At 72.5% G+C, this 24987-nt stretch carries 23 protein-coding genes and 1 pseudogene; 13 read left to right on the top strand and 11 right to left on the bottom strand.

Annotated elements, in window-relative coordinates:
• Positions 1 to 119: 119 nt before the first annotated feature.
• Genes ACIQVZ_RS00130 through coxB form a run of 3 tightly spaced genes read right to left on the bottom strand, consistent with a single transcriptional unit; the run spans position 120 to position 3162 of the window.
• Positions 120 to 536 (bottom strand): cytochrome c oxidase subunit 4, encoded by a 417-nt coding sequence (locus tag ACIQVZ_RS00130; RefSeq protein WP_063347290.1) that lies wholly within the window; start codon positions 534 to 536, stop codon positions 120 to 122.
• Positions 536 to 2311, bottom strand: coding sequence for a cytochrome c oxidase subunit I (gene ctaD / locus ACIQVZ_RS00135; RefSeq protein WP_063347291.1), 1776 nt, complete (start codon positions 2309 to 2311; stop codon positions 536 to 538). Before ctaD ends, ACIQVZ_RS00130 begins: the two co-directional genes overlap by 1 nt.
• Positions 2308 to 3162 carry a cytochrome c oxidase subunit II gene (gene coxB / locus ACIQVZ_RS00140; RefSeq protein ID WP_350886343.1) on the bottom strand — a complete coding sequence of 285 codons (855 nt, stop codon included), beginning with the start codon at positions 3160 to 3162 and terminating at the stop codon, positions 2308 to 2310. Before coxB ends, ctaD begins: the two co-directional genes overlap by 4 nt.
• A gap of 368 nt (positions 3163 to 3530) precedes the next feature.
• On the opposite strand from coxB, the gene ACIQVZ_RS00145 reads away from it, so the two are divergent.
• Entirely contained in the window at positions 3531 to 4931 is a 1401-nt protein-coding gene (locus tag ACIQVZ_RS00145) for an aminotransferase class V-fold PLP-dependent enzyme (protein ID WP_350886341.1), read from the top strand.
• Here ACIQVZ_RS00145 and ACIQVZ_RS00150 read toward each other — a convergent pair.
• The gene (locus ACIQVZ_RS00150; protein ID WP_350886339.1) at positions 4924 to 5901 is read right to left on the bottom strand and encodes a carbohydrate kinase family protein; all 978 of its coding nucleotides are present in this window, start codon (positions 5899 to 5901) and stop codon (positions 4924 to 4926) included. The genes ACIQVZ_RS00145 and ACIQVZ_RS00150 overlap by 8 nt on opposite strands.
• A 280-nt stretch (positions 5902 to 6181) precedes the next feature.
• On the opposite strand from ACIQVZ_RS00150, the gene ACIQVZ_RS00155 reads away from it, so the two are divergent.
• Together ACIQVZ_RS00155 and ACIQVZ_RS00160 are read left to right on the top strand one after the other, a co-directional pair.
• On the top strand, positions 6182 to 6391 hold the full coding sequence (locus tag ACIQVZ_RS00155) for a hypothetical protein (RefSeq protein ID WP_350886337.1): 210 nt from the start codon (positions 6182 to 6184) through the stop codon (positions 6389 to 6391).
• A 123-nt stretch (positions 6392 to 6514) separates the two neighbouring features.
• Positions 6515 to 7213 (top strand): hypothetical protein, encoded by a 699-nt coding sequence (locus tag ACIQVZ_RS00160; RefSeq protein ID WP_350886335.1) that lies wholly within the window; start codon positions 6515 to 6517, stop codon positions 7211 to 7213.
• A 118-nt stretch (positions 7214 to 7331) separates the two neighbouring features.
• Here ACIQVZ_RS00160 and erpA read toward each other — a convergent pair whose 3' ends face one another.
• On the bottom strand, positions 7332 to 7685 hold the full coding sequence (gene erpA, locus ACIQVZ_RS00165; RefSeq protein ID WP_030391519.1) for an iron-sulfur cluster insertion protein ErpA: 354 nt from the start codon (positions 7683 to 7685) through the stop codon (positions 7332 to 7334).
• Positions 7686 to 7931: 246 nt separating this feature from the next.
• Between erpA and ACIQVZ_RS00170 the strand changes: the two genes are divergently transcribed.
• Complete coding sequence (locus ACIQVZ_RS00170; RefSeq protein WP_402445789.1) at positions 7932 to 8792, top strand: GNAT family N-acetyltransferase; 861 nt, start codon at positions 7932 to 7934, stop codon at positions 8790 to 8792.
• A gap of 66 nt (positions 8793 to 8858) precedes the next feature.
• Here the strand turns inward: ACIQVZ_RS00170 and ACIQVZ_RS00175 are convergent, their stop codons facing one another.
• The 3 genes from ACIQVZ_RS00175 to ACIQVZ_RS00185 form a co-directional block, all read right to left on the bottom strand.
• A complete protein-coding gene (locus ACIQVZ_RS00175; protein ID WP_402445792.1) occupies positions 8859 to 10226 on the bottom strand; it encodes a pyridoxal phosphate-dependent decarboxylase family protein in 1368 nt (455 codons plus the stop codon).
• A 216-nt stretch (positions 10227 to 10442) separates the two neighbouring features.
• On the bottom strand, positions 10443 to 10907 hold the full coding sequence (locus ACIQVZ_RS00180) for an Lrp/AsnC family transcriptional regulator (protein WP_063347298.1): 465 nt from the start codon (positions 10905 to 10907) through the stop codon (positions 10443 to 10445).
• 193 nt (positions 10908 to 11100) lie between these two features.
• Positions 11101 to 12024 (bottom strand): NADP-dependent oxidoreductase, encoded by a 924-nt coding sequence (locus ACIQVZ_RS00185; protein WP_402445795.1) that lies wholly within the window; start codon positions 12022 to 12024, stop codon positions 11101 to 11103.
• Positions 12025 to 12243: 219 nt separating this feature from the next.
• Between ACIQVZ_RS00185 and nadA the strand changes: the two genes are divergently transcribed.
• Complete coding sequence (gene nadA, locus ACIQVZ_RS00190; RefSeq protein WP_402445798.1) at positions 12244 to 13428, top strand: quinolinate synthase NadA; 1185 nt, start codon at positions 12244 to 12246, stop codon at positions 13426 to 13428.
• Positions 13429 to 13525: 97 nt separating this feature from the next.
• Here the strand turns inward: nadA and ACIQVZ_RS00195 are convergent, their stop codons facing one another.
• Together ACIQVZ_RS00195 and ACIQVZ_RS00200 are read right to left on the bottom strand one after the other, a co-directional pair.
• Positions 13526 to 13819 carry a hypothetical protein gene (locus tag ACIQVZ_RS00195; protein WP_063347300.1) on the bottom strand — a complete coding sequence of 98 codons (294 nt, stop codon included), beginning with the start codon at positions 13817 to 13819 and terminating at the stop codon, positions 13526 to 13528.
• Between the two features lie 37 nt (positions 13820 to 13856).
• Positions 13857 to 14660 (bottom strand): PspA/IM30 family protein, encoded by an 804-nt coding sequence (locus ACIQVZ_RS00200; protein ID WP_350886325.1) that lies wholly within the window; start codon positions 14658 to 14660, stop codon positions 13857 to 13859.
• Between the two features lie 298 nt (positions 14661 to 14958).
• Between ACIQVZ_RS00200 and ACIQVZ_RS00205 the strand changes: the two genes are divergently transcribed.
• Positions 14959 to 15549, top strand: a complete 591-nt coding sequence (locus ACIQVZ_RS00205) for a DUF3043 domain-containing protein (protein WP_350886323.1) — start codon at positions 14959 to 14961, stop codon at positions 15547 to 15549.
• Between the two features lie 158 nt (positions 15550 to 15707).
• Complete coding sequence (locus ACIQVZ_RS00210) at positions 15708 to 16448, top strand: class I SAM-dependent methyltransferase (RefSeq protein ID WP_402446376.1); 741 nt, start codon at positions 15708 to 15710, stop codon at positions 16446 to 16448.
• Between the two features lie 17 nt (positions 16449 to 16465).
• On the opposite strand, the gene ACIQVZ_RS00215 is transcribed toward ACIQVZ_RS00210, so the two are convergent.
• On the bottom strand, positions 16466 to 16666 hold the full coding sequence (locus ACIQVZ_RS00215; protein ID WP_350886321.1) for a hypothetical protein: 201 nt from the start codon (positions 16664 to 16666) through the stop codon (positions 16466 to 16468).
• Between the two features lie 78 nt (positions 16667 to 16744).
• On the opposite strand from ACIQVZ_RS00215, the pseudogene cobU reads away from it, so the two are divergent.
• The 6 genes and pseudogenes from cobU to sucB form a co-directional block, all read left to right on the top strand.
• Positions 16745 to 17356 (top strand): annotated as a pseudogene (gene cobU, locus ACIQVZ_RS00220) (bifunctional adenosylcobinamide kinase/adenosylcobinamide-phosphate guanylyltransferase); the annotation flags it as partial.
• Between the two features lie 28 nt (positions 17357 to 17384).
• On the top strand, positions 17385 to 18500 hold the full coding sequence (locus ACIQVZ_RS00225; protein WP_350886319.1) for a nicotinate-nucleotide--dimethylbenzimidazole phosphoribosyltransferase: 1116 nt from the start codon (positions 17385 to 17387) through the stop codon (positions 18498 to 18500).
• Between the two features lie 99 nt (positions 18501 to 18599).
• The gene (locus ACIQVZ_RS00230) at positions 18600 to 19379 is read left to right on the top strand and encodes an adenosylcobinamide-GDP ribazoletransferase (RefSeq protein ID WP_402445804.1); all 780 of its coding nucleotides are present in this window, start codon (positions 18600 to 18602) and stop codon (positions 19377 to 19379) included.
• A gap of 260 nt (positions 19380 to 19639) precedes the next feature.
• Positions 19640 to 21145, top strand: a complete 1506-nt coding sequence (locus ACIQVZ_RS00235) for a leucyl aminopeptidase (protein WP_387813227.1) — start codon at positions 19640 to 19642, stop codon at positions 21143 to 21145.
• A gap of 407 nt (positions 21146 to 21552) precedes the next feature.
• Entirely contained in the window at positions 21553 to 22941 is a 1389-nt protein-coding gene (lpdA, locus tag ACIQVZ_RS00240; protein ID WP_350886313.1) for a dihydrolipoyl dehydrogenase, read from the top strand.
• A gap of 56 nt (positions 22942 to 22997) precedes the next feature.
• Positions 22998 to 24770 (top strand): 2-oxoglutarate dehydrogenase, E2 component, dihydrolipoamide succinyltransferase, encoded by a 1773-nt coding sequence (sucB, locus tag ACIQVZ_RS00245; protein WP_402445808.1) that lies wholly within the window; start codon positions 22998 to 23000, stop codon positions 24768 to 24770.
• The last annotated feature ends 217 nt before the right edge of the window (positions 24771 to 24987 follow it).

A 24987-nucleotide genomic window follows, 5' to 3' on the forward strand; every position in this document is an offset into this window, starting at 1 on the left:
CATCGGAGCGACCCCGTGTTCACCCGGGTGAGTGGTTTCGTCACCCTGGAGACGCAACGGGGCCGGTCCTCCCCCTGCGGGGAGGACCGGCCCTGTCGTCGTCGGCGGAACCCGGGAACCTACTGGTTCTGGTTCTCGCCCCGGTAGAACTCGAAGACCCAGCCGAAGAGACCGATCAGGATGATCGGGATCGACCAGAACAGCAGCCACCAGCCGAAGATCACTCCGAGGAACGCCAGCGAACCGCCGATCGCCAGGGAGAGCGGCTGCCAGCTGTGCGGGGCGAAGAAGCCCAGCTCACCGGCGTCGTCCGCCACCTCGGCCTCGGGGTTGTCACCCGCGCCGCTGTCCACCCGGCGGGCGGTGAAGGCGAGGTAGTACCCGATGAAGGCGCAGAGCGCGAAGGCGAGGAACAGCGCCGTGGTGCCGGCCGCCTCGATCCCGTGCTCCGAGTGGTTGGTCCACAGGCCGTAGGTGACGGCCATCGCGAGGACGAAGACGGCCAGGCCGAGGAAGATCTTTCCCTGTTCCTTCATCAGACGTCGCCCTCCTTCTTGCCCTTGTCCAGCTTCGGGGCGTCGTACTTCGCCGGGGTCACGCCGGCGAGGTGCTTGGCCGGCTCACCGTGGTTCTCCAGGTAGTCCAGCGCGGCGATCTCCGGGTGGTGGAGGTCGAAGGCCGGGGATTCGGAGCGGATCCGGGGCAGGGTGAGGAAGTTGTGCCGCGGCGGCGGGCAGGAGGTCGCCCACTCCAGCGAACGGCCGTAGCCCCACGGGTCGTCGACCTCGACCTTCTCGCCGTACTTGGCCGTCTTCCACACGTTGTAGAGGAACGGCAGCATCGAGGCGCCGAGCACGAACGAGCCGATGGTCGAGACGGTGTTCAGCGTGGTGAAGCCGTCCGAGGCCAGGTAGTCGGCGTAGCGGCGGGGCATGCCCTCGGCGCCGAGCCAGTGCTGGACCAGGAAGGTGGTGTGGAAGCCGAAGAACAGCGTCCAGAAGGTGATCTTGCCGAGGCGCTCGTCCAGCATCTTGCCGGTCATCTTCGGCCACCAGAAGTGGAAGCCGGCGAACATCGCGAAGACGACGGTGCCGAAGACCACGTAGTGGAAGTGGGCGACGACGAAGTACGAGTCCGAGACGTGGAAGTCGATCGGCGGGGAGGCCAGCAGCACACCGGTCAGACCACCGAAGAGGAAGGTCACCAGGAAGCCGACCGTCCAGAGCATCGGCGTCTCGAAGCTCAGCGAGCCCTTCCACATGGTGCCGACCCAGTTGAAGAACTTCACACCGGTCGGGACCGCGATCAGGAAGGTCATGAAGGAGAAGAACGGCAGCAGCACCTGCCCGGTGACGTACATGTGGTGCGCCCACACCGTCACCGACAGACCGGCGATCGCGATGGTGGCCGCGATCAGGCCGGAGTAGCCGAACATCGGCTTGCGGCTGAAGACCGGGATGATCTCCGACACGATGCCGAAGAACGGCAGCGCGATGATGTACACCTCGGGGTGGCCGAAGAACCAGAACAGGTGTTGCCACAGCATCGCCCCGCCGTTGGCGGGATCGAATACGTGGGCCCCGAATTTACGGTCCGCCTCCAGGGCGAACAGCGCGGCGGCCAGGACCGGGAAGGCCAGCAGGACCAGCACGGCGGTCAGCAGGACGTTCCAGACGAAGATCGACATCCGGAACATCGTCATGCCGGGGGCGCGCATGCAGATGATCGTGGTGATGAAGTTGACCGCACCGAGGATCGTGCCGAAGCCGGAGAAGGCCAGACCCATGATCCACATGTCGGCGCCGACACCCGGCGAACGGACCGCGTCCGACAGCGGGGAGTAGGCGAACCAGCCGAAGTTGGCCGCGCCGTTCGGGGTCAGGAAGCCCGCCACCGCGATGGTCGAACCGAAGAGGTACAGCCAGTACGCGAACATGTTCAGACGCGGGAACGCCACGTCCGGGGCGCCGATCTGGAGCGGCATGATCCAGTTCGCGAAGCCGGCGAACAGCGGCGTCGCGAACATCAGCAGCATGATCGTGCCGTGCATCGTGAACGCCTGGTTGAACTGCTCGTTCGACAGGATCTGGGTCCCGGGACGAGCCAGCTCGGCGCGCATGACCAGCGCGAGGATGCCGCCGATCAGGAAGAAGGCGAACGACGTGCCCAGGTACAGGGTGCCGATCGTCTTGTGGTCGGTGGTGGTCAGCCACTTGATGATGGTCGAACCCGGCTTGCGGGTCCGCTGCGCCCCGACCGTGACGGCCCCGGCGCCCCCGCCGGCCGCGGCGGGCTCGTTGAGGATGGTCACTTCTCTTCACTTCCCATGGTCGTGATGCCGGAGGGCAACGCGCCGGTCTGGCCCTTGGCCCGGAGGTCCGCCAGGTGCTTGTCGTAGTCGGCGCGGTCGACGACCTTGACGTTGAACAGCATGCGCGAGTGGTCGACGCCACAGAGCTCCGCGCACTTGCCCATGTACTCGCCCTTGACGGTGGGGGTGACCTCGAACCTGTTCACCACGCCCGGCACGACGTCCATCTTCATCATGAAGTTGACGGGCCAGAAGTCGTGGATGACGTCACGCGAGGTCAGCCGGAACTGCACCGACTCGTTGACCGGCAGCCAGAGGGTCGGAACCTCCTTGGGCGTACCGACGTCGTACGCGGCGTCCTTGTTGGCCGGGTCGGGGTTCTCGGTGTTCTCGTAGTTGAACGCCCAGCTCCACTGGAAGCCGACCACGTTGACCGTGTGCTGCGGCTTCTCGGAGACGGCGATCAGCTTCGACTCGTCGCGGGCGACGAAGTAGAAGAGCACCGACACGATGATGATGGGGACCGCGGTGTAGAGCGCCTCGATGGGCACGTTGTACCGGGTCTGCGGGGGGACCTCCACGCCGGTGCGGCTGCGCCGGTGGAAGATCACGCTCCAGATGATCAGACCCCACATCAGTACGCCGACCACCAGCGCCGCGATCCAGGAGCCCTGCCACATCTGGAGGACCATCGGCCCTTCCTTGGTGACGGGGCTCGGGAGGCCAAGCCTGGGGAGGTCGTTGGCCGAGCAGCCGGTGGCGGTCGCGATGACGAGGCCCAGTGCCAGCGCCTGAGGCAGCTTCCGCCGCATCGTGCGCCGCGGCGAGCGGTCGGAGCCGTTGGGACTCACGTAGCGCCTTCCCGAAGTCTCGCCCGCCTTCGCGTCGCCCCGCGGAGGATTGTGAGCCTCCCCGGCGACCCGTCCACGGGCACGGTTTGAATGCTTATGCGGGCCAAACCCTACTCCAGCCTTATGCGCTCCTGACGGGCAGCCCCCGGTAACGCGCCGCCCGGTCGCCCGATCAGGCCCGGCAGGGGCTGCGCCGCAGGTCATCGTAGGCATTCGAGGTCCTTACGCCCGATCGGGGGACGACCTCGAACTACGCGGGTGACGGTCCGTCGGACGCGGACGAAGCGGACATTCGGGGTGATCGACTGACGGCCGGTAAGCGATGTCGTCGGACCGGAACGGCTCCGGGTGTGTCGTTAAATGTGACCGTGTACTTCGATGCGGCCTCGACGGCCCCTCTGCACCCCGTGGCACGGCAGGCGCTGACCGCCGCCCTGGACGAGGGCTGGGCCGATCCGGCCCGGCTGTACCGCTCCGGCCGGCAGGCCCGGATGCTGCTGGACGCCGCCCGCGAGACGGTGGCCGAGGCCCTGGGCGCCCGGGCGGACGAGATCGCCTTCACCGCGAGCGGGACGCAGGCGGTGCAACTCGGCATGCTGGGCGCGCTGGCCGGCCACCGGCGGCGCGGCGGCCACCTGGTGCACTCGGCGGTCGAGCACTCCAGCGTGCTGCACGTCGCCGAACGTCAGGAGGCGGGCGGGGGCACCGTCTCGGTGGCGCCGGTGGACCGCGCCGGACGGGTCGACCCCGACGTGTTCGCCGCGCTGCTGCGCGCGGACACCGCGCTGGCCGTCCTGCAGAGCGCCAACCACGAGGTGGGGACGGTCCAGCCGGTCGGCGAGGTCGCCGGACACTGCCGCGAGGCCGGTGTCCCGCTGCTGGTCGACGCGGCGCAGAGCGTCGGGCGGATGGACGTCCCGGCCGGCTGGTCGCTGCTGACCGCCAGCGCGCACAAGTGGGGCGGGCCGCCCGGAGTCGGGGTACTGGCGGTGCGCAAGGGCGTGCGGTACGCCTCGCCGCTGCCGGCCGACGAACGCGAGGGCGGGCGGGTGCCCGGCTACGTCAACGTCCCGGCGATCGTCGCCGCGGCCGCCTCGCTGCGGGCCGTCCGGGCCGAGGCCGCGCGGGAGAACGCCCGGCTGCACGCCCTGGTGGAGCGCATCCGGGCCCGGGTGCCGCAGCTGGTGCCCGAGGTGGAGGTGGTCGGCGACCCGGTGCGGCGGCTGCCGCACATCGTCACCTTCTCCTGTCTGTACGTGGACGGCGAGGTGCTGCTCACCGAACTGGACCGGGCGGGCTTCGCGGTCTCCTCCGGCTCCTCCTGCACCTCGTCCACCCTGACGCCGAGCCATGTGCTGGCCGCGATGGGGGTGCTCACCGAGGGGAACGTCCGGGTCTCGCTGCCGCCCGGGACGGCCGAGGCCGACGTCGAACGCTTCCTCACCGTGCTGCCGGAGCTGGTCGCGGGCGTCCGGGCGCCACTCGGGCTGGACCTGCCGGCCCCGGAGCCGGAGCCGGCGGCCGGGCCCCTGCTGGTGATCGACGCGCTGGGCAAGCGCTGCCCGCTGCCGGTCATCGAGCTGGCGAAGCGGATCGGCGAGGTGCCGGAGGGCGGCACGGTCGCCGTGCTCGCGGACGACGAGGCGGCCCGGCTGGACATCCCCGCCTGGTGCGGGATGCGCGGTCAGGAGTACGCGGGCGAGGCCCCGGCCGCCGACTACGGCGGCGACCGGGGCTCGGCCTACCTCGTCGTCCGGCGGACTACTTGACCAGGTGCGCGCGGATGTCCGCGGCGGCCTCGGCGCCGTAGGCGTCCTCGAAGCGCTTCAGGAAGGCGGTCGGGCGCAGCTCGTACTCCTGGGTGCCGACGGTCTCGATCACCAGGGTGGCGAGCATGCAGCCGAGCTGGGCGGCGCGCTCCAGGTCGAGCTGCCAGGACAGGCCGGCCAGGAAGCCGGCCCGGAAGGCGTCGCCGACGCCGGTCGGGTCGACCTTCGCCTCCTCGGCGGCGCAGCCGACCAGGATCGCCGCCTCGCCCTTGCGCTCGATCCGCACGCCCTTGCTGCCCAGGGTGGTGATCCGGGTGCCGACCCGGGTGAGGATCTCCTCGGCGTCCCAGCCGGTCTTGCTCTCGATCAGCGCGGCCTCGTACTCGTTGGTGAAGAGGTACGCGGCGCCGTCGACGATGTCGCGGATGTCGTCGCCGTCCAGGCGGGCCAGCTGCTGGGAGGGGTCGGCGGCGAAGGCGAAGCCGCGGGTGCGGCACTCCTGGGTGTGCCGCACCATGCCCTGCGGGTCGTCGGCGCCGATCAGGACGAGGTCGAGGCCGCCGACGCGGTCGGCGATCGGCTTGAGCTCGATGTTGCGGGCCTCCGCCATGGCGCCGGTGTAGAACGAGGCGATCTGGTTGTGGTCCTCGTCCGTGGTGCACATGAAGCGGGCGGTGTGCCGGGTCTCGGAGATGTGGACGGAGTTGCAGTCCACGTTGTTGCGCTCCAGCCAGCTGCGGTACTCGGCGAAGTCCGCGCCGGCCGCGCCGACCAGGATCGGGCGCAGCCCGAGCACGCCCATGCCGAACGCGATGTTCGGCGCGACTCCGCCGCGGCGGATGTCCAGGGTGTCGACCAGGAAGGACAGCGACACGGTGTGCAGCTGCTCGGCGACGAGCTGGTCGGCGAACCGACCGGGGAACGTCATCAGGTGGTCGGTGGCGATCGAGCCGGCGACGGCGATACGCACGGGAGGTCTCCTCAGGATGGCTGCGGGGCCAACGGGCAAGCACGGGTGAACCCACACACGGTACCGGGCGCGGGGCGGGCGGCAGCAAGACCGCCGCAATCCGCCGGCCCGCAGTGCCATCGTGGCACCCGTCGCCGTCGAACGTGTACTACCTCCGGGTAGCACTGGTGGGTGGGCCGAACCCCGGCCTAGGGTCGGCAGCAGGGGCCCCGCCGAGCCGGGCGGGCCCCGTCGTCGACCGTGGCAGTGCCGCCACGGCCATGGATCGGAGCGATGCCCGATGATGCCCAGCCACGCCCCGCTGCCCGCCCTCCGGACCGAAGCCGACGGCGAGAGCCTCGACGCGCTGGTGAGTTCGTCCCGGCGGCTGCGCCGGTTCTGGCCGCTGCTGGCGACCGGTCCCGAGCCGGCCGCGCCCGCCCGGGAGGGCTTCCGGGTGCCGTCCGACGCGCAGCGGCTGGTCGCCGGGATGGCCGAGTACGGCATGTGACCCGGCGCCCGCCCCGGCCGGGGCGGGTGGAACCGGAGTGGAACCGGATCCGACCGGGTCACGTCACATCCGCGCGGAGCGGCCGAGCGGGCGGCACCGCTGAGCCCTCGGGAGGATGTGCAGATGGACCTGGAGACGATGCCCCGGCGCGGTCGGCGGGCGGTGGCCCTGGCGGGCCTGGCACTGGCGGCGGTGGTGACGGTGGCCGGGTGCAACGGGGACGGCAAGACCTCCTCGGACTCGGCGGCGGGGGGCGCGGCCACGACCTCGGCGGGCGCGAGCGCCTCCCCCGAGGCCCCGGCGTCCTCCGGCGCCCCGTCCGCGCCGGCTCCGGCGGCGAGCCCGTCGGCCACGTCGGACCAGCCCGGCCGGACGCCGCCGACCAAGTGGGCCCCCACCGCGGCCTCGCCCGCCCCGGGGCAGCCGTCGACGGCCGGCTCCGGGGGCACTCCCCCGGGCCCCGGGATCGCGGTGGGCGAGCCCGACCCGGCCGGGTCGGGGGCGCGCCCGGCGGTCTCCTACCGGGTGGACGGCAGCAACGGGCTGACCGTCTACTTCTTCGGTGGGGTCTGCCAGAAGTACGCGCTGAAGGCGGACGAGTCGCACGCCGGCCGGGTGGACGTCAGGATCGTGGTGGCGGCGCCGGTGCAGCCCGGGCAGGTCTGCAACGCGCTGGCCAAGCGGCAGTCGGTGTCCGCCGATCTGCGCTCGCCGCTGGCCGGGCGGACGGTGACCGACCAGTCGAGCGGCCAGAACGTGCCGCTGGACGCCGATCCGCACATGGGCCCGGACCCGGTCACTCCGGACGTCGCCGGCCAGTAGCCGGGACGACCCGGTAGCCGCGACGACGGTGCGCAAACGCGGAGGCGGCCCCGGGGATGATCCCCGGGGCCGCCTCCGTACCGCGGCTCGAACGAGCGTCGAGCGGTGCTGCCTGGGCCTAGCTGAACGAGTCGCCGCAGGCGCAGGAGCCGGTGGCGTTCGGGTTGTCGATCGTGAAGCCCTGCTTCTCGATGGTGTCGACGAAGTCGACGGTGGCGCCGCCCAGGTACGGGGCGCTCATCCGGTCGGTGACGACCTTGACACCGTCGAAGTCCTTGAGCACGTCGCCGTCGAGCGAGCGCTCGTCGAAGAACAGCTGGTAACGCAGGCCGGAGCAGCCACCGGGCTGGACGGCGACGCGAAGTGCGAGGTCGTCGCGGCCCTCCTGCTCCAGCAGGCCCTTGACCTTGGCCGCGGCGGCATCGGTAAGGAGGATGCCACTCTCGACGGTGGTCTCGTCCTGGACGGTCATCTGCTTTCTCCCGGTCTTTGACAACGGTCTGCCGCCAGTGCCAACCACCGGCCGTCCGGATTCATTTCCCGAACGGCGGTCGTCTTCGTCGGCCTGTCGGCGGCGGAATTTCCGTGGGCCGGGTGAGCTACCCGCGTCCCCTACGCTCCCCATGCTCGCACAACCCGGGAGGGTGGGTCACCGTCCGAGCCGCGGAATCCGGGGAACCGGCCCCGGGCCGGGCCGGCGGACGCCAGGATGGTGGCCATGATCCTGCGCCAGGTCAGGGACACCGCCGCCGACGCGGAGGCCGTCCAGGAGCTCTCCCTCGCCGCGTTCGCCGATCCGGCCCTGCCCGGTCCGGCGGCCGCGCCGACCCCGTTGCAGCTCGCCCGGACCAGACATCTGGCACGCACCGACCCGGAGGGCTGCTGGCTGGCGGAGAGCGGCGGGGAGCCGGTCGGCGCGGTGCTGTCGATGCGCCGGGAGGGCCTGTGGGCGCCGTCGCTGTTCGCGGTCCGGCCGCAGGCGCAGGGCAAGGGCGTCGGGCGGCTGCTGCTGGAGCGGGCGGCGGCGCACTCGCGGGGCTGCCTGCGCGGGATGGTCTGCGCGTCGGCGTCCCCGGCGGCGGCCCGCCGCTACCGGCTGGCCGGGTTCACCCTGCACCCGGCGATGCGGCTGACCGGGCGGGTGGACCGGGCCGGGCTGCTCGACCCGGGTGACATCCCGGTGCACCGGGGCGGAGCCGTCCACCGGCACCTGCTGGACTCGGTGGACCGGCGGCTGCGCGGGTCCGCGCACGGCCCGGACCACGAGCTGATGCTGGGCCACTTCGAGGAACTGCTGATCGCCGACGCGCTGGCCGGCAGCGGCTACTGCTACCGGGACGGCGGCGAGGTGAAGCTGCTGGCGGCCACCACCAAGCGGATCGCCGCCCGGCTGCTCCGCGAGGCGCTGGCCCGGGTGCCGGACGGGGTCGAGGCGAGGGTGGAGTTCCTGACCGCCGAGCAGGAGTGGGCGCTGGACGTCGGCCTGGAGGTGGGGCTGACCCCGCAGAGCCGGGGCTTCGTCGGGCTGCGCGGGATGCGGCCGCCGGCGCCGTACCTGCCGAGCGGCGCCTTCCTCTGACCGCCCGGACGGCGGGGCCCCCGCCGGCTGCCTGCTCCGACGGGGCCACGGGTCACCGGGGGCCGGTCAGGCCATGGTGTCCAGGATCTCCCGGACCATGTCCATCGTCGTGCCCGGGTGCAGGAAGGCGAAGCGGGCGACCGTCTCGCCGTCCCAGCCGGTGGGGGTGACGAAGCCGATCTGGTCCGCGAGCAGCTGCTGCGACCAGCGGTAGTAGTCCTCGTTGGTCCAGCCCTTGCGCTTGAAGCAGACGGCCGAGAGCTGCGGGTCGAACAGCAGCTCCAGGTGGTCGGTGTCGCGGATGAGCTGGGCGGTGTCCCGGGCGAGCGTGAGGCCGGCCTCGATGGCGTCGGTGTAGGCCTGGGTGCCGTGGACGGCGAGGGAGAACCACAGCGGCAGGCCGCGGGCGCGCCGGGTGAGGTGGTAGGCGTAGTCGGTGGGGTTCCACTCGTCGCCCTCGGTGTGCAGGACGTCGAGGTAGGAGGCGTCCTGGGTGTGCACGGCCCGGGCGAGCTGCGGGTTGCGGTAGATCAGCGCGGCGCAGTCGAAGGGGGCGAACAGCCACTTGTGCGGGTCGACGACGAAGGAGTCGGCGTGCTCGATGCCGTTGTAGCGCTCGCGCACCGAGGGGGCGAACAGGCCCGCGCCGCCGTAGGCGCCGTCGACGTGGAACCACAGGTCCCGCTCGCGGGCGACCTCGGCCAGGCCCTTGAGGTCGTCGACGATGCCCTCGTTGGTCGTCCCGGCCGTGCCCACGACCGCGATGACGGTCTCCGGGTTCGGGTCGGCGGCCAGCGCGGCGCGCAGCGCCTCGCCGGTGAACCGGCGGTTCACGGTGGGGACCTTGAAGGCCTCGACGCCGATGATGTTGAAGGTGTTCTTGACCGAGGAGTGGACCTGGTCGGCGACGGCGATCCGCAGCCGCGCCTGCGGCCCGACGCCCAGCTTGCGGCGGGCGGTGTCGCGGGCGACGACGAGGGCGGAGAGGTTGCCCGCGGAGCCGCCGGAGACGAAGGTGCCGCCGGCCGAGGCGGGCAGGCCGGCGCGGTCGGCGATCAGGCGCAGCACCTGGTTCTCGGCGGCGATCGCGCCGGCCGCCTCCAGCCAGGAGATGCCCTGCAGGGACGCGCAGGAGACCACCATGTCGAAGAGCAGCGCGGCCTTGGTCGGGGCGCACGGGATGAACGACAGGTAGCGCGAGCTGTCGGCGGAGATCACCGCGCGGGACAGCTCGTGGTCGTAGAGCTTGAGCACGTCGGCGGGGGCGTTGCCGTCCGCGTTCAGCAGACCGGCCAGCTGGGCGCGCAGGTGCTCGCCGTCACCGGGGTGGTCGAGCGGGACGGGGTCGTACTGCAGCCGGTCCCGCATGTAGTCGAAAACCAGGTCGACCAGGTCGTTGTCGGGCCGGTGCATGCGGTCGGGGGCTGCGGACACGGCTGTCCCTCTCGGCTGTGGGGTGTCGGGGGATGCCCGGTCGGCGGGGCGGTTCACCGCGTGGACCGGACGTGATCAGCGTAGGCAGCGGGAGGGGTTCGCCGCGCGTCGGAACCCGGCTGGTCAGGCAGCTTTCGGGCGTCTTCGGGCCGGTCCGCGCAGGATTCCTGCGCACCCGCCGGAGGGGGCCGGGCGGGGGCGCGGATCAGTGGGTGATCAGCCGATGAGCTGGGAGAGGACGACCGAGGAGCGGCTGCGCTGGACGCCGGGCTCGCGTCGGATGCGCTCGATGACGGCCTCCAGGTGGCGCATGTCGGCGGCACGCAGGTGGACCAGGGCGTCCGGGTCGCCGGTGACCGTCCAGGCGGCGATCACCTCGGGGAACTGGCGCAGGCTGGCGAGGATCTCCTCGGGGGCGGTCCGCTCGCGGCAGTAGACCTCGACGAAGGCCTCGGTCTGCCAGCCGAGCACCGACGGGTCGAGCACCACGGTGAAGCCCCGCACCACGCCGCGCGCCCGCAGCCGGTCGATCCGGCGGCGCACGGCGGTGGCGGAGAGGTTGACCTGGAGGCCGATCTCGGCGTACGAGGCGCGGCCGTCGCGGCCGAGCCGGGCGAGCAGGAGCCGGTCGGTCTCGTCCAGGTCGGCCCCGACCACCTCGTGCGCTCGGCTGCTGGTCATCGGTGCGGGGCTCCACGGGTCGTACGGGTCGGTTGCGGCCTCGGGCGGCGGGCCCTCGGACGGAGGGCGGTAGGGGCGGCTGCCGAAACGGTTCGCCAACCATTCTGGCGGATGTCAGGAGCGAGTTCACCGCTGGCAGATGACGGCCGGTGGTCCGCCGGTGGTCCGCCGCCGGTCGGCAGCCGGTCCGCCGTCAGTCGGCCAGCAGGACGATCTTGCCCCGGGTGCGGCCCTCGGCGCTGAGCGCCTGGGCGGAGGCCGCCTGGGCGAGCGGGAACGTGGAGGCGACGGTGACGGTCAGCCGGCCGTCGTCGGCGAGCGCGGCCAGTTCGGCGAGGTCCGCGGCGTCCGGGCGGACCCAGACGTAGTGGCCGCCGAGGGCCTTCACCCCGAAGTCGGTGATCGAGGCGATCCGACTCCGGTCCGCCACCAGGCTCGCCGAGAGCGGGACGGCGCCGTGGCCGACCAGGTCGAGGGCCGCGTCGACCCCGCCCGGGGCGAGCGCCCGGACCCGGTCGGCCAGACCCTCGCCGTAGAGCACCGGCTCGGCACCGAGGCCGCGCAGGTAGTCGTGGTTGCGCTCGCCCGCGGTGCCGATCACCCGGGCGCCGAGGGCCCGGGCGATCTGGACGGCCAGGTGCCCGACCCCGCCGGCCGCGGCGTGCACCAGCAGGGTCTCCCCCGCCCGCAGCCGCAGCGCCTTGAGGCTCTGCAGCGCGGTGAGCCCGGCCAGCGGCAGGCCGCCGGCCTGGGCCCAGTCCAGTGCGGCCGGCTTGCGGGCGAGGGTGCGGACCGGGGCGGAGACGAGTTCGGCGTAGGTGCCGTGCTCGACGGTGTCCTTGCGGACGTAGCCGTAGACCTCGTCGCCGGGCTCGAACTCGGTGACGCCGCCGCCGACGGCGCGGACCACGCCGGCCAGGTCCCAGCCCATGACGAGCGGGAAGTGCGCGTCCAGCAGGCCGTCCAGGGCGCCGTCCCGGATCTTCCAGTCCACCGGGTTCACCCCGGCCGCCCGCATCTGCACCAGGACCGAGTCCGGACCGACCTTGGGGTCGGGCAGGTCGGTGTACTCGACGACGTCGGGGCCGCCGTAGCGGTTGATCGCGATTGCCTTCATGGCCTGAGCCATACCCGGGCCCGGCCGGATATCGATTCGGCCACGCGAGGACCACCCCAAAACGGTCATCCGGTTCCGCCGGGGTCCGATTCGGCGAGCGGTTCTCGTCACATCGACAGGATGGCCATCGTCACTCTGACGCTAACCGGTTATCATAGATAGCGTCAGATAGACGAAAAGTCTTCAGGCTTGATCGGCCGCACAGAAGGGCACCCGCCCGTGACCACCACCATCACCGAGACCCACGGCGTCGACCCCACTCCGACGCCGCTCGCTCTGCTGCTGCTCGGCCGCGAGGCCGACCCGAACAGCGAGCGCGGCGTCGAGTGCCCCGGCGACCTCCCCCCGGCCTCCGACCCGAACCTCGTCGAGCGCGCCCGCGCCGCCAAGGCCGCGCTCGGTGACCGCGTCTTCATCCTCGGACACCACTACCAGCGCGACGAGGTGATCGAGTTCGCCGACGTCACCGGCGACTCCTTCAAGCTCGCGCGCGACGCCGCGGCCCGCCCGGAGGCCGAGTACATCGTCTTCTGCGGCGTGCACTTCATGGCCGAGTCCGCCGACATCCTGACCGGCGACGCCCAGCAGGTCGTCCTCCCGGACCTCGCGGCCGGCTGCTCGATGGCCGACATGGCCACCGCCGAGCAGGTCGCCGAGTGCTGGGACGTGCTGACCGACGCCGGCATAGCCGACGTCACCGTCCCGGTCTCGTACATGAACTCCTCCGCCGACATCAAGGCCTTCACCGGCAGGCACGGCGGCACCATCTGCACCTCCTCCAACGCCGAGCGGGCCCTGGAGTGGGCCTTCGAGCAGGGCCAGAAGGTCCTGTTCCTGCCCGACCAGCACCTCGGCCGCAACACCGCGGTGCGGGACATGGGCTTCTCGCTGGACGACTGCGTCCTGTACAACCCGCACAAGCCGAACGGCGGCCTGACCGCCCAGCAGCTGCGGGACGCCAAGATGATCCTGTGGCGCGGCCACTGCTCGGTGCACGGCCGGTTCAGCGTGGACTCGGTGAACGACGTGCGCGAGCGGATCCCCGGCGTCACCGTGCTGGTGCACCCCGAGTGCAAGCACGAGGTCGTCTCGGCCGCCGACATGGTGGGCTCGACCGAGTACATCATCAAGGCGCTGGACGCCGCCGAGCCCGGCTCCAAGTGGGCCATCGGCACGGAGCTGAACCTGGTCCGCCGCCTGGCCAAGGCCCACCCGGACAAGGAGATCGTCTTCCTGGACCGGACGGTCTGCTTCTGCTCCACCATGAACCGGATCGACCTGCCGCACCTCGTCTGGGCGCTGGAGTCGCTGGTCGAGGGCCGGGTGCCGAACGTGATCACCGTCGACCCGGAGACCGAGAAGTACGCCAAGGCGGCGCTGGACCGGATGCTGGCCCTGCCTTAGCCCGCCCGGGCCGGCCCGGCCACCGGGACACGACGAAAGGGCGGGTCCCCTCCCACCGGAGGGGACCCGCCCTTTCGTCTGGCACCAGCCGCGGCGGCTACTCGGGGTAGCCCGGGATCACACCCTCGCCATCGGCCATCAACAGCTCGCGGACCTCGTCGATCGTCGCCTCGGCGCTCGGCAGGATCAGCTCGGACGGCGCCAGTGAATCCAGCGGCACCGGAGTGCCGAACTGCTTCACCGCGTCCAGCAGCTTGCCGTAGGCCCGACGGAAGTGCTCCTCGTCCCCCGACTCCACTGCGGTGACGAGCTCGGAGTCGAGCTCGTTGAGCAGGTTCAGGTGGTCGTCGCCCACCTCGTACTGCCCCTCACCCATGACCCTCATGATCATGCCGTGCGTCTCCCTGGTTCGTGGGATGGAGCTCAGATCACTTGTTGTAGTTGATGCGCGGGGTGTCCTGCTGGGGGTGGGCCTCCGGCTGCTGCGGCTTGCCCTGCTCGATCGCGGCCGGACCGGAGGACGGGCCCCCCAGCTCGGCCTTCATCCGGGCCAGCTCCAGCTCGACGTCGGTGCCGCCGGCCACTCGCTCCAGCTCGGCCTCGATGTCGTCCTTGCGGCCGAGACCGCTGGAGTCGTCGAGCGCACCGGACGCCAGCAGCTCGTCGATCGCACCGGCCCGGGCCTGCATCTGGGCCGTCTTGTCCTCGGCCCGCTGGATGGCCAGGCCGACGTCGCCCATCTCCTCCGAGATCCCGGAGAAGGACTCGGCGATACGGGTCTGCGCCTGAGCGGCGGTGTAGGTGGCCTTGATGGTCTCCTTCTTGGTGCGGAAGGCGTCCACCTTGGCCTGCAGCCGCTGGGAGGCGAGCGTGAGCTTCTCCTCCTCGCCCTGGAGGGCCTGGTACTGCGTCTCCAGGTCGGTGATCTGGGACTGCATGTTGGCCCGGCGGGTCAGCGCCTCGCGCGCGAGGTCCTCGCGGCCCAGGGACAGTGCCTTGCGGCCCTGGTCCTCGTACTTCGCCGACTGCTGCTGGAGCTGGGTCAGCTGGAGTTCCAGGCGCTTGCGCGAGGTCGCGACGTCCGCGACGCCACGCCGTACCTTCTGCAGCAGTTCGAGCTGCTTCTGGTAGGAGTAGTCGAGCGTCTCTCGGGGATCCTCCGCCCGGTCCAAGGCCTTGTTCGCCTTGGAGCGGAAGATCAACCCCATACGCTTCATGATTCCGTCGCTCATGGGCCTCGGGTGCCCCCTTCTCCGGCCTGCGGTCTCTATCTCGATACCAGACACGACGAGTGTATGTGCAGCGAGCCCGTCGCCGCAGTGCACCTGCCTGCTACAAGACTGCTACAGCGACCAGCGGAGTTCCTCCTCCCCCGGGTGGATCCGCCTCTCATCCCCTCCATAGTCCATCCGATTGATCCCCTACGGGAAGGGGCCGGGAAACCCCGGCGGGCGCCGACCTCGCGGATTGATACGCGTTTGGGTCCGAGGGGACCCCGAGAAGCCGCCCGGCACCCCGTACGCTGGTGGTGTGTTCCGACGCCGTTCAGATGATGCAGCCGCCTCCGCCACCGTGCTGGAGAAGCCGGACGAGACCCGCCACCCCCAGGCCAAGAAGGGCCGGCCAACGCCCAAGCGCAGTGAGGCCGAGGCCAACCGGCGCACCCGGGTGACGGTGCCCAAGGACCGCAAGGAGGCCGCCCGCCAGGCCCGCGAGCGGATGCGCTCCGAGCGCGAGAAGCAGCGCACCGCGCTGCTGGAGGGCGACGAGCGCCACCTGCCGGCCCGCGACAAGGGCCCGGTGCGCAAGTTCGCCCGCGACTACGTGGACGCCCGCTGGTCGCTCGCCGAGTTCTTCCTGCCCGCCGCCGTGGTCATCCTGGTGCTGAGCATCATCAAGGTGCCCGCCATCCAGCTGCTGTCCACGCTGCTGTTCCTGCTGTTCTTCGTGCTGGTGATCCTGGACTTCGTCCGCCTCGGCTTCGGTCTGCGCAAGCAGTTCGCCGAGCGCTTCGCCGGCCAGAACACCCGCGGCGCGGTCGCCTACGGCCTGATGCGCATCCTGCAGATGCGCCGGCTGCGACTGCCCAAGCCGCAGGTGCGGCGCGGGGAGAAGCCCTGACCGCCGAACCGGTGGACTCCGGCTGGGCCCCCCCGTCCTGGGAGGGGCCCGGCCTGTACGCGCTGCCGGGGCAGGGGGACGGCGGCCACGACCGGATCGGCCAGGAGCGCCGGCTGCCCTCGCGCAGCGGCTCCTTCGCCGGCGGTACCGGCGCCTGGCTGGACCGGCTCGGCGGACTGCGCAACTTCGTCCGCCAGGAGCTGGTCTCCCGGCAGCTCGCCGAGCAACTGGCCGGCCGCACCGCGCAGCGCGTCCTCGACATCGGCTGCGGCCAGGGCACCCAGGCGCTGCGCCTGGCCCGGGCCGGCCACTACGTCACCGGCATCGACTCCGACCCGGTCGCGCTCGGCGTCGCCCAGGGGGCGCTCGCCGAGGAACCGCCGGAGGTCGCCGGGCGGCTGCAACTGCTCAGCGGCGACGCCCACCAGTGCGGGCGCTGGTTCGGCCCGCGCAGCTTCGACGTGGTGCTCTGCCACGGCGTCCTGATGTACCTGCCCGCCCCCGACCCGATGATCGCCTCGCTGGCCCGGCTGCTGGCCCCGGGCGGGCTGCTCTCGCTGCTGGTCCGCAACCGCGACGCGCTCGCCCTGCGGCCCGCCGCCGCCGGGGACTGGCGGGCCGCCCTGCACGCCTTCGAGAGCGACCGGTACTACAACCGGCTCGGGCTGGCCGCGCGCGCCGACCGCCTCCCCGACCTCACCGTCACCCTCTCCGAGGTGTCGGTGCCGCTGAAGCACTGGTACGGCGTACGGGTCTTCACCGACAACGCGCCCGACGACGCGACCCCGCCGGTGGACGGGCGGCAGCTGGCCCAGCTGCTGGAGGCCGAGGACCGGGCCGGCCGCACCGACCCGTACCGGCAGGTCGCCGCGCTGCTGCACGTGGTCGGGGCCAAGTAGCGGCCCCGCGACGGCGGTTACGCCTCGTGCAGGCTCATCGAGTAGATCACCCGGTCGTCGTCCAGCAGGACCGCCGTGTCGATGCCGTCCTCGGCGAGCTGCTTCCAGGACTCCCCGATCCAGGTCTCGGCGTCCCCCTGGCCGGCGAACTCCTCCTGGGCGCCCTCCGGCACCACCGCGGTGCCGTCCGCCTTCTCGTACCGCCACGTCCAGACCATGCCCGGCTCCTCCCACCGACGACGCTGCCTGCGTGCTGCGCACCTTAGCCTGCCCGGCCCGATCTTCCGTATGCCTGGCCGGACGGTCCGGATGCCCGGTCGGGCAGGATGGGCGGCATGGCGATCCACCACCCGCTCCCCCGCACGCTGCTGCTCGGCGGCGCCCGCTCCGGCAAGTCCACCCGGGCCGAGCAGCTGCTCGGCGACCACCCGGACGTCCTGTACGTGGCCACCGGCGGCACCCGGGACGGCGACACGGAGTGGGCCCAGCGGGTCGCGCTGCACCGCGAGCGGCGGCCGGCGAGCTGGCGCACCGCCGAGACCTGCGACCTGGAGGCCGTGCTGGCCGACCGGACCGACCCGGCGCCGGTGCTGGTCGACTGCCTGGCGCTGTGGCTGACCGCCGTGATGGACGAGTGCGGCGCCTGGGACGACGCGGTCTGGGCGGCGGGCGGGGAGACCGCCGTCCAGCGGCGCTGCGAGGCCCTGGCGCGGGCCTGGGCGGCCACCGGGCGCACGGCCGTCGCGGTCAGCAACGAGGTCGGGATGGGCGTCGTCCCGGCGACCGCCGCCGGCCGGCGCTTCCGCGACACCCTGGGCCGGCTGAACATGGCCGTGGCGGACGCCTCCGAGCGTGTGCTGCTGGTCGTGGCCGGGCAGGTTCTGACCGTCAAGCCAGCCGCCGCCTGAACATCTGCGGCGTGTAGCCTTCCGGACGATGGACACGACCGTGGATCTCGATACGTTCTCCTCGCTCGTCGAGCGCCCCGACGAGAGCGCCCGACGGGCCGCCGAGGAACTCTGGCAGGAGGCCGGCCGACCGCGCGGCGGGCTCGGCAAGCTGGAGGAGCTGGGCAGCTGGCTGTCGTCCGTACAGGGGCGATCCCCCGTGCGGCCGGTGTCGGCCCCCAAGGTGCTGCTGTTCGCCGCCGACCACGGCGTGGCCGCGCTCGGGGTGTCCCGGCTGCCCGCCAAGGGCGGCACCGCCGCGCGGGTGCGCGCCGTCCTGGACGGCACCGCGCCGGTCACCCGGCTGGCCCGGCGCTACGGCGCCGAGGTGCGGGTCGTCGACGTCGCGGTGGACGCCGACCCCGCCGACTTCCCGGACGACGTGGTCACCCACCGGATCCGGCGCGGCTCCGGCCGGATCGACGTCGAGGACGCGCTCACCCCCGCGGAGACCGCGCGGGCCTTCCGGGCCGGCATGGCCGTCGCCGACGAGGAGGCCGACGCCGGCACCGACCTGGTGCTGCTCGGCGACCTCGGCGTCGGCGCCACCACCGTCGCCGCCGTCCTGGTCGGCGCGCTGTGCGGAACGGACGCGGCCGCCGTCACCGGGCGCGGCTCGGGCATCGACGACCGGGTCTGGATGGTCAAGTGCGCCACCATCCGCGACTCCCTGCGGCGGGCCCGGCCCGTCCTCGGCGACCAGCTGGCGCTGCTCGGCGCCACCGGCGGGGCCGACTTCGCGGCGATCACCGGTTTCCTGCTCCAGGCCGCGGTGCGACGGCTCCCGGTGGTGCTGGACGGCGTCGTCTCGGCGGCCTGCGCGCTGGTCGCGCAGCGGATCGCCTTCCGCGCGCCGGAGTGGTGGCGGGCCGGGCAGTCCAGTGGCGAACCCGCCCAGGCCAAGGCCTACGACCGGCTCACCCTGACGCCGTTGCAGGACCAGGGGATCACCATGGGCGAGGGCCTCGGCGCGCTGCTGGCCCTGCCGCTGCTCCAGGCCGCGGGCGACGCGCTCGCGGACGAGGCCCCGCGGCCGTTCGTGCCGTCGGCGCCGAAGGAGCAGCCGAAGCTGCCCTCGGCGGCGGACCTGCTGCGGCGACTGTAGGACGGTTGTAGGAGACCCGCGGCAACCTGAGGCACCAGGATCATCGGCGCCCCGTCCGGCACATCGGACGGGGCGCTTCCGTTCGGAGGGAAACACGTCGTGCAGGGCGCCAGTTGGGCCGAGGGGCTCCGGTTCGGGTTCGGGACGCTGTCCGTGCTGCGGGTGCGGGTGGAGCGGTGGGACCGGGCCGCGGCGGCGCGGGCGATGACGGCGGCCCCGGTGGTGGGGCTGGTGCTCGGCGCGGCGGCCGCCGGGGCGGGGTCACTGGTGGCCTGGCCGGCCGGCGGACCGCTCGGCGCGGTGGCGGCGGTGGGGGTGCTGGCCGTGCTCACCCGGGGGCTGCACCTGGACGGTCTGGCGGACGTGGCCGACGGCCTGGGCAGCGGGAAACCGGCCGAGGACGCGCTGCGCATCATGAAGCAGTCCGACATCGGCCCGTTCGGCGTCCTGACCCTCGTTCTCGTGCTGCTGGCCCAGATCGCGGCGCTGGCCGGACAGTTCGCCGAGTCGACCACGCGCGGCGCGCTCGCGGTGCTGGCGTCGGCGGTGACCGCGCGGTGCGCGCTCGCCTGGGGCTGCCTGCGGTCGGTGCCGGCCGCCCGGCCGGGCGGCCTGGGCGCGATGGTGGCGGGCACCGTGGCACCCGCCGGAGCGGTCGCGGGGACGGCCGCCGCGGCGCTCGCCCTGGCAGGACTCGGACTGTTTGACGGATCGTCAGCCTTCCGTCTCCCCCTGGCCGTTGCGCTCGGCGTCGGCTGCGCCCAGCTGCTGCTCCGGCGCTGCGTACGGCGGTTCGGCGGAATCACCGGGGACGTGCTCGGCGCGATGGCGGAAACCGCCGCGACCGCCTCGCTGTTCGCCCTGGCGTTGCTCGGCTGATACCGGGCGGCGCGTGATCCCACCATGCGGACTACCATGCGGGGAGCACCGCAGCCCTGCACCGTCGCAGGTCCTGCCCGCCCGGCGTGACCCGAGGAGCCGGGGCCTCTGGTGTGCGTGGCCGCGACCTGCGCGGGTGCGCGCGCCAGGGGGCCCGGACCCGGAGCGTGCCGGGCGGTCCGGCCTGCGACGGCGGGTTGCGCCGGTGCGGCAGCCTCGCCGCAACCGGCCGTGGACCGCGAAAGAACAGGACGCATTACGTGACTGCATTGTCTGTGAGCACCTCCTCCGCCGCCTCGCTGCGCGCGGACGCCCTGGTGGTCGGTGTCGCCAAGGGCCCCAAGGGCATCGTGCTGGCCCCCGGCTCCGAGGCCGTGAACGAGGCGTTCGAGGGCAAGCTGACCGAGGTCCTCAGCACCCTGGGCGCGACCGGCGCCGAGGGCGAGGCCGTCAAGGTGCCCTCCCCCGCCGGCCTGAAGGCCGCGCTCGTGCTCGCGGTCGGCCTCGGCGAGGCCGCCGAGGCCGGCTACCAGCTGGAGGCGCTGCGCCGCGCCGCTGGTGTCGCCGCCCGCACCCTGGCCGGCGCCAAGAAGGCCGCGCTGGCCCTGCCGACCGAGTCCGCGGACGAGGTCGAGGCCGTCGCGCTGGGCGGCCTGCTCGGCTCGTACGCCTTCGGCACCTACAAGGCCGACGGCAGCGGCAAGGAGCCGGTCGGCGAGCTGGTCGTGCTGGCCCCCCGCAAGGGCAGCAAGGACGCCAAGGCGGCCGTGGAGCGCGCCGCCGCGGTCGGCGAGGAGATGAACCGGGCCCGCGACCTGGTCAACACCGCGCCGAACGACCTGAACCCGAAGAGCTTCGCCGCGATCGCCCAGGCGGCCGGCAAGGAGCACGGCCTCAAGGTCGAGGTGCTGGACGAGAAGGCGCTGCTCAAGGGCGGCTTCGGCGGCCTGCTGGGCGTCGGCAACGGCTCGGCCAACCCGCCGCGGCTGGTGAAGGTGGCCTACACCCACCCGAAGGCGAAGGCCACGCTGGCCTTCATCGGCAAGGGCATCACCTACGACTCGGGCGGCATCTCGCTGAAGCCGGCCGGCCACAACGAGACCATGAAGTGCGACATGGCCGGCGCCGCCGCCGTGTTCGCCGCCGTGGTGGCCGCCAAGCGCCTGGGCCTGGCCGTCAACGTGACCGGCTGGCTGGCGCTGGCCGAGAACATGCCGTCCGGCTCCGCCACCCGCCCCGGCGACGTGCTGCGCATGTACGGCGGCAAGACCGTCGAGGTGCTGAACACCGACGCCGAGGGCCGTCTGGTGCTGGCCGACGCGATCGTGCGCGCCGGCGAGGAGAACCCGGACGTCATCGTCGACGTGGCGACCCTGACCGGCGCCATGGTGCTGGCCCTGGGCAACCGCACCTTCGGTGTGATGTCCAACAACGACGAGCTGCGCGAGACCCTGCACACCGTCTCGGGCGAGGTCGGCGAGCAGTCCTGGCCGATGCCGCTGCCGGCCGAGCTGCGCAAGGGCATGACCGAGTCGACCATCGCCGACCTGGCGAACATGGGCGAGCGGATGGGCGGCGGCCTGGTGGCCGGCCTGTTCCTGAAGGAGTTCGTGGCCGAGGGCATCGACTGGGCGCACCTGGACATCGCCGGCCCGGCGTTCCACGAGAGCGCCCCGTTCGGCTACACCCCGAAGGGCGGCACCGCGAGCGCGGTGCGCACCCTGGTCCGGTTCGCCGAGCAGACCGCGGCGGGCGGCAAGGCCTGATCAGGCACTGAGTCGACGGGGGTCCGGCGCGTGTGCGCCGGGCCCCCGTCGGCGTTCGCGCGCCGACACCGGTTACCTGCGAGTAGACCGGGACCCCGGCCCGCACCTCTGTTCGCTGCGGGCGAAACTTTGTTCCACCCTGCGGAAGAGGTGGCACCGCAAGGCCGCGCCGACGCCCGTCCGGCGGCTGTCAACCCCGCGTTGAGCTGCAATGATGCCCTTCCGTCGGGGGTATTCCCGCCCCGGTGACCGCTCCGTGGGACACCCCTGGGGTGGACCCGGACATCAGCCACCGCGAACAAGTGCGAAGATGTATTTCCGGCACGACTGGGCGCCTCACAAAGGCTTCCGACCCCACCGGACCGCGACCGGCCCGGCGACCCACCCCATTGCATGGAGGACGTGACGTGGCGAACGACGCCAGCACCGTTTTCGACGTAGTCATTCTCGGAGGCGGAAGCGGCGGTTACGCCGCGGCGCTCCGCGCCGCTCAGCTGGGCCTGAGCGTCGCCCTGGTCGAGAAGGGGGAGCTGGGCGGCACCTGCCTGCACCGCGGCTGCATCCCGACCAAGGCTCTGCTGCACGCCGCCGAGATCGCGGACGAGACGAAGGAGGCCGCCGAGTTCGGCGTTCTGGCCACCTTCCAGGGCATCGACATCAACGGCGTCCACAAGTACAAGGACGACGTCATCGCCGGCCTGTACAAGGGCCTCCAGGGCCTGGTCGCCTCCCGCAAGGTCACCTTCATCCAGGGCGCGGGCAAGCTCTCCTCGCAGACCTCGGTGGACGTCAACGGCCAGCGCATCGAGGGCCGCCACATCGTCCTGGCCACCGGCTCCGTGCCGCGCTCGATCCCTGGCCTGGAGATCGACGGCAACCGCGTGATCTCCTCGGACCACGCCCTCAAGCTCGACCGCATCCCGAAGTCGGTCGTCATCCTCGGCGGCGGCGTGATCGGCGTCGAGTTCGCCTCGGTCTGGAAGTCCTTCGGCGTCGAGGTCACCATCGTCGAGGCGCTGCCGCACCTCGTCCCGCTGGAGGACGAGAACTCCTCCAAGCTGCTGGAGCGCGCGTTCCGCAAGCGCGGCATCAAGTTCGAGCTGAAGGCCCGCTTCTCGGGCGTCGAGTACACCGAGACCGGTGTCCGCGTCTCCACCGAGAACGGCAAGCAGATCGACGCCGACCTGCTGCTCGTCGCCATCGGCCGCGGCCCGGTCTCGTCCGGCCTCGGCTACGAGGAGAACGGCGTCGCGATGGACCGCGGCTACGTCCTGGTCGACGAGTACATGCGCACCAACGTGCCCACCATCTCGGCCGTCGGCGACCTCGCCCCGACCCTGCAGCTGGCCCACGTCGGCTTCGCCGAGGGCATCCTGGTCGCCGAGCGCCTGGCCGGCCTCAAGCCGGTGCCGATCGACTACGACGGCGTCCCGCGCGTGACCTACTCCAACCCCGAGGTGGCCTCCGTCGGCATCTCCGAGGCCAAGGCCGTCGAGCTGTACGGCAAGGAGAAGGTCGTCACCCTCAAGTACAACCTGGCCGGCAACGGCAAGAGCAAGATCCTGAAGACCGCCGGCGAGATCAAGCTCGTCCAGGTCAAGGACGGCGCCGTGGTCGGCGTCCACATGGTCGGCGCCCGCATGGGCGAGCAGGTCGGCGAAGCTCAGCTGATCTACAACTGGGAGGCCCTGCCGGCCGAGGTCGCGCAGCTCATCCACGCGCACCCGACCCAGTCCGAGGCCCTGGGCGAGGCGCACCTGGCGCTGGCCGGCAAGCCGCTGCACGCGCACGACTGATCACGCCACCACCCCCCATTTCCAGTACGCAAGACTTGATAGGAGTCGCTGAAACCATGGCGGTCTCAGTAACACTGCCCGCGCTGGGCGAGAGCGTTTCCGAGGGCACCGTCACCCGTTGGCTGAAGGCCGAGGGTGAGCGTGTCGAGGTCGACGAGCCGCTGCTCGAGGTGTCGACCGACAAGGTCGACACCGAGATCCCGTCGCCGGCCTCCGGCATCCTGGCCTCGATCAAGGTCGGCGAGGACGAGACCGTCGACGTCGGCGCCGAGCTGGCGATCATCGACGACGGCTCCGGTGCCCCGGTCGCCGCCGCGGCCCCGGTCGCCGAGGCCGCGCCCGTCGCCGCCCCGGCCCCGGTCGTGGAGGCGCCCGCCGCCCCCGCCCCGGTCGCCGCTGCCGCCCCGGCGGCTCCGGCTGCCGCTCCGGCCGCCGACGCCACCCCGGTCCTGCTGCCCGCGCTGGGCGAGTCGGTCACCGAGGGCACCGTCACCCGCTGGCTGAAGGCCGAGGGTGAGACGGTCGAGGTCGACGAGCCGCTGCTCGAGGTCTCCACCGACAAGGTCGACACCGAGATCCCGTCGCCGATCGCCGGTGTCGTGGTGAAGATCCTGGTCGGCGAGGACGAGACCGCCGAGGTCGGCGCCCAGCTCGCGCTGATCGGTGCCGCGGGTGCCGTCGCCGCCGCTCCGGCTCCGGTCGCCGCCCCGGCTCCGGTGGCTGCTCCGGCCCCGGTCGCCGCCCCGGCTCCGGTCGCCGCTCCGGCCCCCGTCGCCCCGGCTGCCCCGGTCGCCCCGGCTGCTCCGGCTCCCGTCGCCGCCGCTCCGGCCCCGGTGGCCCCGGCCGCGCCCGCTCCGGTCGCCGCCCCGGCTCCCGTCGCGCCGGCTGCCCCGGTGGCCGACGCCGGTGACGCCTACGTCACCCCGCTGGTGCGCAAGCTCGCCGCCGAGCACGGTGTCGAGCTGTCCTCCGTCGCCGGTACCGGCGTCGGCGGCCGCATCCGCAAGCAGGACGTCGTCGCCGCCGCGGAGGCCGCCAAGGCCGCTCCGGCCCCGGTCGCCGCCGCCGCTCCGGCCGCTGCCCCGAAGGCCGCCGCCGCGCCGTCCGCCCTGCGCGGCCAGACGGTCAAGATGACCCGCATGCGCAAGGTCATCGGCGACAACATGCTGAAGGCCCTGCACGAGCAGGCCCAGCTGACCAGCGTGGTCGAGGTGGACGTCACCAAGATCATGTCGCTGCGCGGCAAGGCCAAGGAGGGCTTCCTCGCCCGCGAGGGCGTCAAGCTGTCCCCGATGCCGTTCTTCGTCAAGGCCGCCGCCCAGGCGCTGAAGACCCACGCGGTCGTCAACGCCCGGATCAACGAGGCCGAGGGCACCATCACCTACTTCGACACCGAGAACATCGGTATCGCGGTGGACTCCGAGAAGGGTCTGATGACCCCGGTCATCAAGGGTGCGGGCGACCTCAACATCGCCGGCATCTCGAAGAAGACCGCCGAGCTGGCCGCCAAGGTCCGCGACAGCAAGATCACCCCGGACGAGCTGTCCGGCGCCACCTTCACCATCAGCAACACCGGCTCGCGCGGTGCGCTGTTCGACACCGTGATCGTGCCGCCGAACCAGGTCGCCATCCTGGGCATCGGTGCCACCGTCAAGCGCCCGGTGGTCATCGAGGCCGACGGCGGCACCGCCATCGGCATCCGCGACATGACCTACCTGTCGCTCTCCTACGACCACCGCCTGGTGGACGGCGCCGACGCCGCCCGCTACCTGGTCGCGGTCAAGGAGATCCTGGAGGCCGGCGAGTTCGAGGTCGAGCTCGGCCTGTAAGGCACTGCTGGTCCGCGGTTTCGGCTGCACGGAGCCCCGCGTCGTCCCTGGACGGCGCGGGGCTCCGCCGTTGCCCGGGGCCGCCCGTCGTCCGCCCGTCGTCCGCCCGCTTCCGGCCGCGCCCGCCCGTCCGGGGCCGCGACGGCCACGCCTGGCTGCGTCGAACATCACCAGCGTTTCGCCGGGCCATGGCATGCGCGGGGGCTGGCGAACGGGG

It is taken from the genome of Kitasatospora sp. NPDC098663, assembly GCF_044760075.1.
GTDB lineage: Bacteria > Actinomycetota > Actinomycetes > Streptomycetales > Streptomycetaceae > Kitasatospora.

Excerpts from the sequence above, each read along its gene's own strand:
- erpA (WP_030391519.1), bottom strand. The coding sequence starts at position 7,685 with ATGACCGTCCAGGACGAGACCACCGTCGAGAGTGGCATCCTCCTTACC.
- ACIQVZ_RS00130 (WP_063347290.1), bottom strand. The coding sequence starts at position 536 with ATGAAGGAACAGGGAAAGATCTTCCTCGGCCTGGCCGTCTTCGTCCTC.
- ACIQVZ_RS00200 (WP_350886325.1), bottom strand. The coding sequence starts at position 14,660 with ATGAGCGACGGAATCATGAAGCGTATGGGGTTGATCTTCCGCTCCAAG.
- ACIQVZ_RS00155 (WP_350886337.1), top strand. The coding sequence starts at position 6,182 with ATGATGCCCAGCCACGCCCCGCTGCCCGCCCTCCGGACCGAAGCCGAC.
- sucB (WP_402445808.1), top strand. The coding sequence starts at position 22,998 with ATGGCGGTCTCAGTAACACTGCCCGCGCTGGGCGAGAGCGTTTCCGAG.
- ACIQVZ_RS00170 (WP_402445789.1), top strand. The coding sequence starts at position 7,932 with ATGATCCTGCGCCAGGTCAGGGACACCGCCGCCGACGCGGAGGCCGTC.
- ACIQVZ_RS00195 (WP_063347300.1), bottom strand. The coding sequence starts at position 13,819 with ATGATCATGAGGGTCATGGGTGAGGGGCAGTACGAGGTGGGCGACGAC.
- ACIQVZ_RS00225 (WP_350886319.1), top strand. The coding sequence starts at position 17,385 with ATGGACACGACCGTGGATCTCGATACGTTCTCCTCGCTCGTCGAGCGC.
- ACIQVZ_RS00160 (WP_350886335.1), top strand. The coding sequence starts at position 6,515 with ATGGACCTGGAGACGATGCCCCGGCGCGGTCGGCGGGCGGTGGCCCTG.
- ACIQVZ_RS00180 (WP_063347298.1), bottom strand. The coding sequence starts at position 10,907 with ATGACCAGCAGCCGAGCGCACGAGGTGGTCGGGGCCGACCTGGACGAG.
- ACIQVZ_RS00215 (WP_350886321.1), bottom strand. The coding sequence starts at position 16,666 with ATGGTCTGGACGTGGCGGTACGAGAAGGCGGACGGCACCGCGGTGGTG.
- ACIQVZ_RS00185 (WP_402445795.1), bottom strand. The coding sequence starts at position 12,024 with ATGAAGGCAATCGCGATCAACCGCTACGGCGGCCCCGACGTCGTCGAG.